The 13,474-nt window shown below is 55.9% G+C and carries 14 protein-coding genes; 6 read left to right on the top strand and 8 right to left on the bottom strand.

Going from position 1 to position 13,474, the window contains the following annotated elements:
* Positions 1 to 236: 236 nt before the first annotated feature.
* The 5 genes from ACYSMN_RS25195 to ACYSMN_RS25215 all read left to right on the top strand — a co-directional run bounded on the left by ACYSMN_RS25195 (position 237) and on the right by ACYSMN_RS25215 (position 5,650).
* Entirely contained in the window at positions 237 to 2,294 is a 2,058-nt protein-coding gene (locus tag ACYSMN_RS25195; protein ID WP_488926705.1) for a BatA domain-containing protein, read from the top strand.
* 58 nt (positions 2,295 to 2,352) lie between these two features.
* Positions 2,353 to 2,880 carry a DUF4199 domain-containing protein gene (locus ACYSMN_RS25200; protein ID WP_488926706.1) on the top strand — a complete coding sequence of 176 codons (528 nt, stop codon included), beginning with the start codon at positions 2,353 to 2,355 and terminating at the stop codon, positions 2,878 to 2,880.
* A gap of 51 nt (positions 2,881 to 2,931) precedes the next feature.
* A complete protein-coding gene (locus tag ACYSMN_RS25205) occupies positions 2,932 to 3,456 on the top strand; it encodes a DUF4199 domain-containing protein (protein WP_488926707.1) in 525 nt (174 codons plus the stop codon).
* A complete protein-coding gene (locus ACYSMN_RS25210; protein ID WP_488926708.1) occupies positions 3,449 to 4,435 on the top strand; it encodes a glycosyltransferase family 2 protein in 987 nt (328 codons plus the stop codon). The genes ACYSMN_RS25205 and ACYSMN_RS25210 overlap by 8 nt, the downstream gene beginning before the upstream one ends.
* An 87-nt stretch (positions 4,436 to 4,522) precedes the next feature.
* Positions 4,523 to 5,650, top strand: a complete 1,128-nt coding sequence (locus ACYSMN_RS25215) for a glycosyltransferase (RefSeq protein ID WP_488926709.1) — start codon at positions 4,523 to 4,525, stop codon at positions 5,648 to 5,650.
* 6 nt (positions 5,651 to 5,656) lie between these two features.
* On the opposite strand, the gene ACYSMN_RS25220 is transcribed toward ACYSMN_RS25215, so the two are convergent.
* The 5 genes from ACYSMN_RS25220 to ACYSMN_RS25240 form a co-directional block, all read right to left on the bottom strand.
* The gene (locus tag ACYSMN_RS25220; protein ID WP_488926710.1) at positions 5,657 to 6,883 is read right to left on the bottom strand and encodes an acyltransferase family protein; all 1,227 of its coding nucleotides are present in this window, start codon (positions 6,881 to 6,883) and stop codon (positions 5,657 to 5,659) included.
* Positions 6,884 to 7,011: 128 nt separating this feature from the next.
* On the bottom strand, positions 7,012 to 8,214 hold the full coding sequence (locus ACYSMN_RS25225) for a helix-turn-helix domain-containing protein (protein ID WP_488926711.1): 1,203 nt from the start codon (positions 8,212 to 8,214) through the stop codon (positions 7,012 to 7,014).
* Positions 8,215 to 8,598: 384 nt separating this feature from the next.
* A complete protein-coding gene (locus tag ACYSMN_RS25230; protein ID WP_488926712.1) occupies positions 8,599 to 8,988 on the bottom strand; it encodes a RidA family protein in 390 nt (129 codons plus the stop codon).
* A gap of 102 nt (positions 8,989 to 9,090) precedes the next feature.
* Entirely contained in the window at positions 9,091 to 9,654 is a 564-nt protein-coding gene (locus tag ACYSMN_RS25235; protein WP_488926713.1) for a Crp/Fnr family transcriptional regulator, read from the bottom strand.
* Between the two features lie 101 nt (positions 9,655 to 9,755).
* On the bottom strand, positions 9,756 to 10,871 hold the full coding sequence (locus ACYSMN_RS25240; RefSeq protein WP_488926714.1) for a glycosyltransferase family 9 protein: 1,116 nt from the start codon (positions 10,869 to 10,871) through the stop codon (positions 9,756 to 9,758).
* 173 nt (positions 10,872 to 11,044) lie between these two features.
* Here ACYSMN_RS25240 and ACYSMN_RS25245 point away from each other — a divergent pair, with 173 nt between their 5' ends.
* The gene (locus ACYSMN_RS25245) at positions 11,045 to 11,668 is read left to right on the top strand and encodes a hypothetical protein (RefSeq protein ID WP_488926715.1); all 624 of its coding nucleotides are present in this window, start codon (positions 11,045 to 11,047) and stop codon (positions 11,666 to 11,668) included.
* 301 nt (positions 11,669 to 11,969) lie between these two features.
* Here ACYSMN_RS25245 and ACYSMN_RS25250 read toward each other — a convergent pair whose 3' ends face one another.
* From ACYSMN_RS25250 to ACYSMN_RS25260, 3 genes are all read right to left on the bottom strand, one after another.
* Positions 11,970 to 12,548 carry a YdeI/OmpD-associated family protein gene (locus ACYSMN_RS25250; RefSeq protein ID WP_488926716.1) on the bottom strand — a complete coding sequence of 193 codons (579 nt, stop codon included), beginning with the start codon at positions 12,546 to 12,548 and terminating at the stop codon, positions 11,970 to 11,972.
* Between the two features lie 7 nt (positions 12,549 to 12,555).
* Entirely contained in the window at positions 12,556 to 13,026 is a 471-nt protein-coding gene (locus ACYSMN_RS25255) for a DoxX family protein (protein WP_488926717.1), read from the bottom strand.
* Positions 13,027 to 13,103: 77 nt separating this feature from the next.
* On the bottom strand, positions 13,104 to 13,382 hold the full coding sequence (locus ACYSMN_RS25260) for a Crp/Fnr family transcriptional regulator (protein WP_488926718.1): 279 nt from the start codon (positions 13,380 to 13,382) through the stop codon (positions 13,104 to 13,106).
* Positions 13,383 to 13,474: the final 92 nt, after the last annotated feature.

The following is a 13,474-nucleotide window of genomic DNA, read 5'->3' on the forward strand; positions in this document are numbered from 1 at the left end:
CAAGGCCCTCGTTGCTCCTGCCCCGGCGCACCGAGGGCCTTCTCGTGTGGATATATGTCACTTCAATTGATGGCAGCGCTCTTCGATAGTAACCCAATCTAACTAACTCGTTCGTAGTAGTCTTGGTCTGAGGCTTGTAGATGTCATTATCTTAATTAAGCCGATTCGTAACGGGCGAGGGAGCGTTTATTGGGTGAAATTTGTGTCTATCTTCACAAGAACCCTCCATTGCTGATATGGCGTTAACACACCCTTGGTTTCTCTTAGGTCTATTGGCAGTAGCCATTCCTATTCTGATTCATTTGTTCGAGCTGCGACGGCCAAAGCGCGTGCTGTTCACCAATGTTGGGTTTATAAAGGAGGTACGATTAATTACCGCTCGGCAGCGGAAGATCAAGCACTTGCTGATTTTGGTGGCCCGCATCGGGTTTGTGACGTTCCTCGTGCTGATGTTTGTACAGCCGTATATTCCGGCTTCGCGCGAGGGTAACAACTCCCAGACGACTGTGGGCGTGGCAGTGGATGCTTCGGCGAGTATGCAAGCCGGAGAAGCAGATCAACAGTCTCATTTCGATCAAGCAGTTAATCAAGCCCGCGAGTTACCTACGGTTTACCCGGCGGGTATGCGCTTTGTAGTTGGAGAGGAAGTACGCACGCCACTAACGGCAGCTGCTTTTCGGGCTTCTCTGGATAAACTGAGTATCTCTGGCCGGAACAGCGGGCTGGAGAATGCAGTTACGCGCTTGGAAACAAGCCCCGCGCAAGTGGAGCAGGTGTTCATCTTCTCTGACTTTCAGAAGAGTGCGTTTCCCAAGCTCGGTGCTCACAAGTGGGATTCGACTAAGCAAGTGTATTTGGTGCCTTTGGCGGGTGCTGAGACGCGAAACGTATTTGTGGATAGTGTGTGGTTGGACGACGCTTTTGTGCGAAGTAACACTGACGTAATATTGCACTTGAGGCTACGCAACGGAGGCGCACTGCCGGTCGAAAACTGTCAGGTTAAATTATTCATTGGCCAGCGTCAGGCTACGGCCTTCAGCGTAAATGTGCCATCCACCGCGCCAGCTACTCGGACGGCGCGCGTGCGCCTCACGGGTGAACAGGTGCAGCAATGCAGGATAGAGCTGGAGGATTATCCGGTGACCTTCGACAATACTTATTACTTCTCGCTTCAACCTTCGCCTAGGATTCAGGTGATGGATATACGGACAGAGGGAACGGCCGCGACGCAACGCCTGTATGCCAACGAGCCGCTGTTTTCTTATATGTCTGCGGCGCCCGGGGGGCTAAACTATCAACTGTTGGAAAAGGCCAACTTGGTGGTAGTGCAGGGCCAGGCTCGAATAGAAGCAGGTTTGCGGGAAAGCCTGAAACGCGTGACGCAGCGAGGAGGCTCGGTGGTAGTGATACCGACCGGCGAAGTGGCTGGACGAGCTTCTTACGACCAATTGTTTCGGGAGCTGGGAATAGGCCCGGTGCAGTGGGAAGCAGCTAGTGCCCGGCCGACATTGCGCGATGTGGCCATGCCCGACCGGCGCAACCCGTTTTTCCGGGACGTATTTGGGGCACAGAGCCGGCAACCGGTAACTCCCAAAGCTGCGCCGGTGCTGCGTTGGTCTCGCTCAGGCACGGATATTTTGCGCATGCAGGACGGGGATGGTTTCTTGGCCAGCTTCGGTAGCGGCAATGGCAAAGTGTATCTGTTTGCTGCGCCTTTCGACGAGGCGCACACCGATTTCACCCAGCACGCGCTGTTCGTGCCGGTTATGTATCGGCTGGCTATGCAAAGCTACCATCGGGAGCAGCAGCCGGCTTACCGGCTCAACCAAGGCACGGTGGTAGTGAATGTGGAAGGTGCTGTGAATGCTGCGGGAGAGCAGGTGTACAAGCTCACCAAAGACAGCCTCTCTTTCATTCCAAGTCAGCGGGTGCAGGCGGGCACTCTCCGTTTCGACGTACCTGCCGGAATGCACGACCCTGGTTTTTACACGCTGACGCGCAACAATCGGCCCGTTGCGACACTCGCTTTCAACCACGACAAGCGCGAGTCGGAACTGGCGGCGTATTCGGCCGATGAGCTCCGGCAGCTTATTGGGCCCAACCAAAAGAATGTGCAGGTGTACGATGCCAGCAAAGGCGAATCGGTGGCGGCGCGCTATAAGGCGGAGCGGGTAGGTACGCCGCTGTGGCAATATTGCTTATGGGCGGCGCTGGCGTGCTTGCTGGCTGAAGTGCTGCTTCTACGATTTATGAACCAGCCTAAAAGCGTGGAGCCAGTGGCTGTAGCCGCTTAATGGCGGGAGCCAGTTGGCGAAAGTCCTTGTATCTTGCCGCCTCATAAGTTCGAATAGTTTGGAAGCTTCTGTTTCGCCGGCAAAGACGGTTGTGCGGACGGCTCTGCTGTACGGAGCCGCGGCGGGCGTAGTCTGCATGGCCTGGGTGGTGGGGCTGTATCTGACCGGCAACAATCCCTACGGCCCTAAGCGGCTGATGGCCATTTTCTTTCCGCCCATAGCCGTGTTGCTGAGCCAGTGGCATCTGCGGCGCTACTTCCAGCCCGATGGGCCGGGTATTCTCCGCTCCATCGGCACCGGTTTGCTTGTTACCCTGGTTACGGCCGTGATATCGGCGGGCAGCGTGTTCGTATTTGCGCGTCTGGCCGGGCCCGAACCTATACAGCGGCATTTGGTGGAAATGCGCCGCTTGCTAGAACAGACCAGAACGGAGTTTGCAAAGCAGAAGAACGGTCAGCGGCAGTACGAGCAAACCTTGCGCAACCTAGCCCAGACTCCTGAGGACTTCGCCGCCGACGACTACAAGAACAAACTGCTTTTCGGGCTTCTGATGAGCATTCCGGGTGGGATATTCCTGCGGAAATAGAATATTGCACCACGCATTTTCTTTCCATCCACCTTATTACCTGTCACCCCCATGGAAAACACCGCTACTTCCGTTACTCCCAGCGCCGTAGGCGTCCGTTACGGCTTGCTCGTCGGTCTGATATCCATCATTATTTCGTTTGCGCTGAGCGCGGCCGAACTGGAACAAACTCCGGCCAAGTGGCTGACGACTGTAGTGCTCATTGTTAGTATAGGGCTGGCTCATAATTTTTTCAAACAACAGAGTGGTGGGTTCATGACGTTTGGGCAGGGTATGACCATCGGCCTCATCCTTTCGGCGATAAACGGAGTATTAAGCGCCGTTTTTAGCTACGTCTACATGAGCTTCATCGATCCTGATTTGGCTACGCGCATCATGGACAAGACCCGGGCTGATATAGAGGCGAAAGGCAATTTATCGGATGCGCAGGTAGAGCAGGCCATGAGCATTTCAGCCAAGTTTATCAATGGCCCGATGATGACGGCGACCGTCCTGTTTATGATTCTGCTGATGGGCCTGCTGGCTTCGTTGCTGATATCGGCCATCACTAAAAATCCCCGCCCCGAGTTTGAGTAAGCGCCTTTCGCATTCTTTTCCGGTCGAGCTGTCCATCGTTATTCCGCTGCTCAACGAGGCCGAATCCTTGCCGGAACTAACCCGCTGGATACACCGCGTGCTGACTCAGCACGGCTTCACCTACGAAGTAATTCTGGTGGACGATGGCTCGACGGACAATTCCTGGGAGGTTATTGAGGAACTAGCCGAAACGGATACGCATCTGCGCGGTATCCGCTTCAACCGCAATTACGGCAAGTCGGCGGCGCTCAACGTGGGCTTCAAGGAGACGACCGGCCGGGTGGTGTGCACCATGGACGCCGACTTGCAGGACTCGCCCGAAGAGCTGCCGGAACTGTACCGCATGATCACGGAGGATGGGTTCGACCTGGTGAGTGGCTGGAAGAAAAAACGCTTCGACCCGCTCTCCAAGACCATTCCCACCAAGCTCTTCAATGGCGTTACGCGCTGGATTTCGGGCATCAACTTGCACGATTTCAACTGCGGCCTCAAGTCCTACAACCACCGCGTGGTGAAGAGCATCGAGGTATACGGCGAGATGCACCGCTATATTCCAGTCATTGCCAAGTGGGCCGGCTTCCGCAAGATTGGCGAGAAAGTGGTGCAGCATCAGGAACGCAAATATGGCACCACCAAATTTGGGTTGGAGCGGTTCGTGTACGGCTTCCTCGACTTGATGAGTATCACGTTCGTGAGCCGGTTTCGGCGGCGGCCCATGCACTTTTTCGGCACTATGGGCACGCTCTCGTTTGGCTTGGGCATGCTCATTACACTGTGGCTGATAGGTGAGAAGATCTATCTGTCGATGCACAACCTGGCGGCGCGCAGTGTAACGGCTCAGCCGCTGTTTTTCCTGGCCCTAATAGCCGTGGTGATTGGCGTGGTATTGTTCCTAACGGGTTTCCTCGCCGAACTCATCCAACTTAACGGTCCCAACCGCAACGACTACCTGGTGCGGGAGAAGGTTAATTTGAATTGAGAATGAAGAACAGTTGCGCCGGTCTGCCCGCTTTTTTGGCGGGCAGACCGGCGCAATAATTATTCACTGCTCATTCCTCATTCATTTATGAAAGTCGTCATTATAGGGCCGGTTTACCCGTTGCGGGGAGGGCTGGCGACGTACAACGAGCGGCTGGCGCGGGCTTTCCGGGAGGCCGGCGACGAGGTGCGCCTGGTGACGTTTTCGCTGCAATACCCTGACTTCCTGTTTCCCGGCCAAACGCAGTTCAGCACCGAGGCCGGCCCGGCGGATCTAGATATCGAAGTCAGCATCAACTCCGTGAATCCGTGGACTTGGTGGCGAGTGGGCGAGAAGTTGCGCCGGGAAAAGCCCGATCTGGTAGTCTTCCGGTTTTGGCTGCCCTTCATGGGCCCGGCGCTGGGCACCATTGCGCGCTGCGTCGCCCGCAACCGGCACACGCGCATCGTGGCCATCACTGACAACGTGATTCCGCACGAGAAACGGCCCGGCGACCGGCCCCTCACGCGCTACTTTCTCTCGGCCTGCTACGGTTTCGTGACCATGAGCCGCTCTGTGCTGACTGATTTGCGCCGCCTGCATTTCAAGCAACCAGCCCTCTACCGCCCGCACCCGCTCTATGATAATTTCGGTCCGCTGAAACCCAAAGCCGCGGCGCTGCAAGCCCTGGACCTGGACCCGAAGTTTAGCTACTTGCTGTTCTTCGGCTTCATCCGGGCCTATAAGGGACTGGACATTCTGCTCGAAGCCTTTGCCGACCCGCGGCTGGCAGCCCTGCCCGTAAAGCTTATCGTGGCCGGCGAGTATTACGAGGATGCCGCGCCCTACGAAGCCCTCATTCAGCAGCACAACCTCGAAGCCCGCCTCGTGCGCGCCACCGATTTCATCCCAAATGAGCGGGTAGTAGACTACTTCTGCGCCGCCGACCTCGTGGTGCAGCCGTACAAAAACGCCACCCAAAGCGGCGTGTCACAGATTGCCTATCACTTCGAGCGGCCCATGCTGGTAACCGATGTGGGTGGCCTGGCCGAACTGATTCCGGATGGCGAAGTCGGCTACGTGGTGCCGCCCAAGCCCCAAGCCATTGCCGACGCCTTGCTCGACTTTTACGAAAACCAGCGCGAAGCGGAGTTTACGACTGGCGTGCGTGCGCGCAAGAAGGAGTTTTCGTGGAGCGAGATGGTGAAGGCGTTAAAGGAAGTGGCGCAGCAATAGTACTTGCTAGGCACTACGCGCCGACTGCGTGAACTCGCCTTGTGCCTCTCCACCCGGCGCGGCAAGCGGCGGCTTGGCGGCTAACGCCGGGGCCCGTTGAGTGGGCTTGAGGCCGAATAAGAGGCGGAGAACGGTGAAGCGCTGCACCAGAGCCACGTACAGCAACAGCGTGATAGCGAAAGTGCCAATGCTGATGAGAAGAAACTTAGCGGCGTTGGTGGCCGGCCACTGCAACACATAGTAGCCCAGGCAGATAAGGACGGTTTGGTGCAGGATGTAGAACGGGTACACGGCTTCATTGGCACGCTGCAACAAGGGAGACTTCCGGTTGAGGTAGCGCCGGGCGAAACCAAGGCAAGTCAGTATCCAGCACCAACAATTGAAACCCTGCACCGCCCGCAGTACAGGCCCGTCTAGCACCTCCGGATAGTAGGCGGGCCCCCACCAGTAGCCGATAAACCCGGCCAGCCCCAGCGCTAACACCACGTAGCGCAGGCGCTCGGCGGCTTGCCAAAAGCCCGCCAGCGGCCCCAGCACGTAGCCGTAAAGAAACAGGGTGAGATAAAAGCTGAAGTTGAACCAATCGGCTATCAGGTTGCGGTTGTCGGGCCAATAGGGGCGCAGCACGAGTTGGAGCAGGATGAGCGGCAGCGCGAACAGCAGCACGTTGCCCGAACGGCTTACCCACTGATTTAGTTGAATAAACGCGGCTTGGGCGGCGGGCTTGCGCAACTGCAACATTAGGGGCAGGCTAAGCAGGGAAAACGCCAGCAGGTAAGCAATAAACCAGAGGTGGTTCCAAGTGAAATTGCCCTGCGGGTACACCCCGTTGAAGTAATGAGGGTAGAAATCGAGTAGGGAAGTGTAAGTGGCGCCCTGTGCCAGCCGCTCGTAGTACACCTGCGGCACTACTACCACCAGCATCCCGAAAACCAGTGGCAGCAGCAGGCGCCGCAGCCGCTCACGGGCAAACTGGTAGGGGGTGCGCCGATGCAGCGCCCAGGTGACGCCAACCCCGGAAATTACAAATAGCAATGGCATGCGCCACTGGTTCAAAAACGCCATCGGCAGCATCAAGCCGGGGCTGCTGGGTTGGCTCATGAGGTGGAATTGCCAGCCCACGAAAATCATTCCCGTGTGATAAGGAATAAGCAGGGCGAAGGCCACGACGCGCAGCCAGTCGAGGTCGTAGCGGCGGGTGGTGGCGGGTGGCGGGGCAGTGGTGGCAGGCATGGTGGAGGGGGAAGTAGGTGAATCGATGTTCAAAGCTACTTTTGGGCGCCCCGCGCCACGACACGCCTTGCAAACCCGGCGTACTACCTTACGAATCCGCACGTGGCGGACTTATGCAAAGTGCTTTTTTACTGTGTTATGATGGTTTTTCGGAATTGGGAGGGCGTCATCTGCGTGCTCTTTTTGAAGGCAGCATTGAAGGCGGATTTCGAATTAAACCCGGCGGCAAACCCGATTTCCTCTAGTTTCAAATGCATCGTTTCGGGCTGGAGGAGCTGCTGTTTCACTTCCTCGATGCGGTAGCCGTTGATGAAGTCGAAGAAGTTCTGCTGACACTGCTCGTTGATAACCTGCGAGAGGTGGTGAGCCGGCACGTGGAGCTGGGCCGCTAGCTCCGCCAATGATAAATCGGGGTTGCGGTAGGGGGCTTGGCTGGCCATTAGCGTGCGGAGCCGGGCTAGTATCTCGTTGGCTGCCTCGGGGCTCAGCGCGGTTTTAGCATATTTCCTGCGCTGGCTGACCGGCTCCGTCGAGGCAACTGCCGCGGGCGCCGGCAAGGCCAGCAGGCTAGACCGTCGAATGGCATTGCCGCTCATGCCATAGAACAGCAGGGAAATAACCGTGCCCACCAGCACATCGCCCGCGTCGTTGATGTCGCCGGTTTGGTAGCGGTGGTAGGCTGTGGCGCCCACGTACACCAGCAGCACCATCCCAAAGCCTGCGCTCAGGCGGCTAAGCCACGTGAGGGCCGCGCCGGAAGGCATCCCCGCGTGGCGGCGCCGATACTGAAGCAGGGTATGCAGCAGCAGGCCCATGTAGAGCAGCAGGTAGAAACCCAGTAGCAAGTAGAACCCGCGGTAAAACTGGGTGTAGGTGGCCAGCCACCAGAAATTATGCATGACCGCCGGAGCCGCCGGGTGGGGCTGGTGAAAGGATTCGGCCACGGTACGCAGCTTCCAGGCATTGCTCTGGGCGAAGAAAGGTATCAGGTAGATGGCGTGCAGCACAGCCGGCAGCAACAGCAGCAGGTAGCGCGGACGCCAGCGAAACGCGGGCGTAGTTAGGCTGCGGGCGTAGAGCAACAGCAGCGGCGATACCACGAAGTTCAGCGGCTCGGTGAGACTCACAAAAAACGGCACGAACCGGATGTAACCCGAATAGCAGAGCAGAATTTCAATGGTGAGTAGGGCCAGGCTGAGTATTACCAGCCCTAGCAGGCGGTTGCTGAGACGTGCTCCCTGCGTGGAGAAGAAAAACGTCCAACTCAAGAACAGCCCCTGCGCCGCGCCTAGCAAGATCCAAACTGACCATAGATTAAGAAAGGGCTGCATACGTGAACGAGCAAGGGCCGCTGATGAAAACGAAACGGATAGCTGTTGGGTTTATAGCCTTAGGATAACGTAAAGGTGGTTCTTTCGCCTCAAGACTAAAGCTAATACTGGTGACTGGGCGCGCAAGGAGGAGTTTTCAAGGAGGGAAATGATGAAAGCCCTGAAAAAAGTAGCCACCGCAGCGGGAGGGCTTCTGCCTGCTGTCCATACGCCCTAGCTCACAGCCAGGCTCACTTGGAAATAACGATGTCATTCCGACCGAAGGGAGGAATCTGAGCTACTCCCTAAAGAACAACCCAGATTCCTCCCTTCGGTCGGAATGACACCCATACATGGACTTGGCAATCGCGATAGGTTGATAGTAGGAGCTATCAACCGGAGAAATTATTTGACTACCGTAGCTTCTAATTCAATCTTAAGGGTTTCAAAAAGACTTTTCACTTCTAATAAAGTAGTTGCCTGCTTAATACCGTGCTTAATTATCCATTCCTGGAAAATATCAAAGCAGGTGAAAAGCTCGGCCGACGAAGTAGTGTAGATATTTAACCGCACAATGCCTTGGCATTCGTACCCAGCCTCGTTAATTACCTGCTCTAGATTTTCTATGGCTTGAATTAATTGGGACTTCATGTCGGCGGTGCTTGATTGCCCATCAGCATGTACTGCTGCTTGCCCCGAGCAATAAAGCGTACCCTCCACCTGTTTCACTTCAATGGCTTGCACGTAGTTGCGCTGATCTTGCCATTGCCACGGATTAATTATTCGCTTTTCCATTTGCTTTTTCAGTTTAAAAAAGTGTATTGCAAAGCTGAAAAGAATAGCAGGAAATAGCCGTGACCTATATCACGAATACAAGGTGATATAGGTCACACTACATTAAGAGGAAAACCTGCTGAGGGTTTCGCGCGAAACACCTAAATAGGCAGCAAGCAAGCTCTTAGGAATCCTTTGTAGTAGAGAGGGGAATTGCTGCACTACTTGTTTGTACCGTTCTTTCGCGTTAGTTGTCAATAAGGATAAAATGCGTTGCTGTGCTCCTATGTGCCCGAAGATTGATTTATTCAGGAGAAAATACTCCATTTTTCGGAGGCCCGCGCAGAGCTTTTGATGATCTTCAAGCGTAATGCAGAATACCTCCGTATCTTCAATACAATCCAACGACATCGTAGCTTTCGACTGCGTATAATAGGCGCGGAAATCACTTTCCCACCAGTCCTCCATTGCAAAAGAAATAATGTGTTGCTTTCCCGAATTATCAGTGTATACCAGTTTTAAAAGTCCAGAAACTATAAAATAGGCGTAGTTTACATTTTCGCCTTCCTGAATAAGGAACTGGTGCTTTTTATATTTCTTGAATGTAAAATGCGAGAGAATAAACTCAAATTCAGCGTCCGTAAGCGGGACTATTTTTTCTATATGCTCCCTAAGCTTGTTTACCATAGCCCTTACAATATCTAGGAAGTGTTCTGTCGCGCTGCCCGTAGCGAGGCACGACAGGATACACAACGGCAACCTACGCGAGCCTCGCCGCCGTTGAGCGGCTACACAATGGTTTGCTGCACTGGCACACTCAGCCGCACAGCCTCAAACACTTTCTCGGCCGGCAGCTCTTCCATGCAGCTTGTGCCGAGTTTGCAAGTGCCCCGGTAGAAGCACACGCACTGCCGGTCGGGCTGCACGAGCTGGCCGCGCCCGTAGAGATCGAATTCGTAGGGGTTGAAGATGTTGTTCATCAAGATGGTGGGCTTGGCCAGCGCGATGCTGATGTGCATGGCCATCGTTACCTGCGTCACGATGCCGTCCATTTGGTGCATGAGGTTGATGAACTGCTCCAGCGGGAAGGTGCCCAGGTAGGTGGCGCCGGTGGACGTGTGCAGGCGCTGGTTGCGGGCGTCTTCGGCGGTGCCACCCAGCAGCACGGGCGTATAGCCGGCGGCTTGGAGTTTGGTAATCAGTGAAACCCACTTCTCATCCGACCATAAGCGCGTCGTCCATCGGTCGCCGCAGCCGGTGTTGAGGCCGATGCGGGGGCGGCCATCCGGCAGGGCGTACCACTGGTAGCCCTTGTCTTCGTGCGTGTCGAACACGTATTCTTCGCCCCGGAAATCGAAGCCGCACAGCTCGAAGATTTCCTGCACGTAGGGCTTCTGGTTTTGCAGGCTGAACTGATCGAACACGCCCGTCAGGAATTTATGGTCGGCCAGCTCGTTCTGGGGCCAGGCTACGCCGTCGTAGGGGCGCAGGGTGTAGCCGAAGTGCGCGTCGGCCTGCAAGGTGGCGAGCAGGGCGCAGGCTTCCTTGTCTTTATCGAGGTTGTAGACCGCATCGAAGCGGCGGGCCTGCAAGTGCAGCACGCTGGCAAAATCGAACTTGAGAATCTCATCGACCTCGGCCTGGGGCAGAATGGCGGGCGTGTGCGTGAGCCAGGTGATGTGGCAGCCGGCATACTCCTGGCGCAGCCGCCGCAGCAGCGGCGTGGTCCGAATAACGTCGCCGATGGCCCCGAGCTTGATGATGAGCACGCGCTTCTGCACCGGGTCGTACACCGGACAGTCCTTGCACACGTAGCCGTGCTCTTTGTTGGGGCGGCACGGCAAGTCGCCGCGAAAGTGGCGGCAGTCGGGGCAAACGGTGATGGTGGAAAGCAACTGAGGCACGAGGGGAAACTAGAAATGGAGGGGTAAAAGTAGTAGGCCCGTAGCATTAACGGGCAGCCCCCTCGCAGGTTATGAGCAACAACACAATGTGTGACATCTTTGCGTGTTACAAAAAAATTTGTAACACGCAAAGATGTCACACATTAGCTCATCCGTTTTCTCTATCCTTGCTCATGCGTAAATTCTCCCGGCGTCGCCCACAATATGTAGCAGAGTATCAGTCTCTGAATAATGTAGAAGCTATTCAGGCTTGCTTTGGCCTTACCCAGCAAGAGGTAGCCAACCTGCTAGGCGTTTCGCGCGCTACGCTAGCTATGTATGGGCGCCCCACTACAGCAGCGGGAGCAGGGAGAGGGCTGCCCTCGACGGCCGTGCTGCGGCTACTAGATTTGTATAAGACCTTACCTGCACCCTACGGCCCGGCACCAGCGCCGTCCCCGGAACCAGCGCCAGAGCTTTCCGACCGAGACCGTAAAAAGCTGAAGTGGCGCCTCCGAGATATAATCATAGAGGAGCACCCCTTACGCGAAACCCTGGAGCGGTGCCAGACCCGCCTCGCCCAGGCCCGGCTACTCCTGCACACGCTACCCGCCCTGCGCAATGCTTTTCCCGACGAGCACAGTCAGCGTTGGCTGGCCTTTTTCGAGGAGGATGCAAAAATCATTCTGCGGGATAAGGCGAGTACTCCCGCTATGCTCACGCTACGACTGAACCTCCTGGCGTTTGAGGCAGCCGAGATTAAGCGTTTGCTGGAAACGGGCGGCGAAGAGGGTAATGAAGCTTTGCTGACATCCTGAGCATTATGCTCTAGCCTAGCCCCCAGGCAATCGAAGCAACTCTACAAGCGGTAATCTATCGTTCACCGAAGCGGTAAAGCTGCTTGTATAAGTGGAGGCCAGGTCAAGCACGACCAAAACCTAAAAGCCTCGGCACGTACGAATCATACATTGCCATTCCTCGGAATATTTTCAGCGAGGAGTCTTTTCCCCGGCGCCAAATGGTAACATTCTTTCTGGTATTTACCCCCGAAAAATCACCTAAGTAGTGACTAACAAGCCCTGTAATCAGGGCTGCGGATAGCGAAGGGTCCTGCCTGAGTTACTCGTGTAGTCCCCTGCCGTTGAGAATGTGCTGACTATATTTTTCAACTCTGGCCGCTCGGGTTTTGGATTGCTTGGGGGCCGCAAAATACAGCAAGTAGGCCCGTTGCCGGCCCGGCGTTAGGGTGGTAAACGCGGTTTTCAGGGCCGGGCTCTCGGCTAGTTTTTGTTGCCACTCCTCCGGCAGAGTGAATTCATCCGGTTGTTTGAACGCCACTTTCGCCCCGTTTCTTTCCACTTCTAGGGCTTCCTGGATGTAGGCTTTCAAGACGGCTTCCCGGTTTACTACTTCCTGAAGGGTGGTGAACCGAATTTGACGTGTGGCCTGCGTATTCGCCGTTTGCTGGACCAAAAGGCCCGGCGCATCTCGCAACAGAACGCCTTTGAAAAACAGAACGGCGCAGTAGTCCTTGAATACGTGCAGCAACAAGATGTTGCGGTTCTGAAACGTGTAGCACGGCACGCCCCACTTCAACTCCTCCGTCAGGCCGCAGTCCAGCACAAACGTTCTTAAGTGCTCCAACTCTTCCAGCCACCTGTGGGCTTTATGGAAATAGAAATCAACCTTGGGATTCATGTTCAACTCATTTGAGTGGTTGCTGCGTGTGTACTACCGCTGGGCCGGCGGTAGGGTGGGCCAAGCCTACCGTATCGTTTGGAGATGCGAGCGTCGGGGCGGGAACCAGCCGGCGGCTATTGGGGCGCAACTGCCAGGAAGCCACCGTCAGGCAGGCGAAAACAAACGATGGCAGTGCTCCGCCGGGACCGTCGCCGTTGGCTAGGTGCGAGACGGTGGCGCCCGTAAGCAGGAAGAAGAAGCCCGCGTAGGCCCACTCCTTAGCCAGCCGCCAGCCCGGCAGTAAAAGCACTAGAACACCCACCAGCTTCCACGCGCCCACGAGCGACAGCACGTACAGAGGGTAGCCCAAGTGCCGCATACCGTCCACGTTGAATTGAGCGTGCAGGAGCTGGCCCGTGCCGCCAGCCAGCATTCCGAAGGCCAGCAGGCCAGTTACCAGCCAGAATAAGACCGGGCGCGAACGTCGATTTTCCATGAGTAGTAGTTGTTTACTGAGGTTTTCAGCAAAGCTACCCGCCGGTGGTATCCGGCTATTTAACAAATGATAAAAAGCTACAGCCCGGCCCGAATGCGGCTCAGCGACACTTGCGTAATGCCCAGGTAGGCTGCCAAATCGCCTAGGCTGATGCGTTGTAGCAGGGGCGCTTTCTCCTGCACAAACAGGCGGTAGCGCGTCGTAGCGTTTTCTTCCAGCATTTCGCTGATGCGCTTCATCATGCCCACGAAGGCCTGCGCCAGCAAGTGCTTAAACAACGTTTCGACGGCGTGGTGCTGGCGGCAGAGGCGCTCAATGTCGGGGCGTTTGATGCTGTACACCGTAGTGGGCTCCAAAGCCAGCAGTTGGTACTTGGAGGGGGCGCTGGTTAGGTAGCTAACCCAAGTTGCGAGGTAGTAGGCCTAGGTCAAAAAAGTCTGTTCCGCAT

It is taken from the genome of Hymenobacter sp. M1-2, from assembly GCF_057808495.1.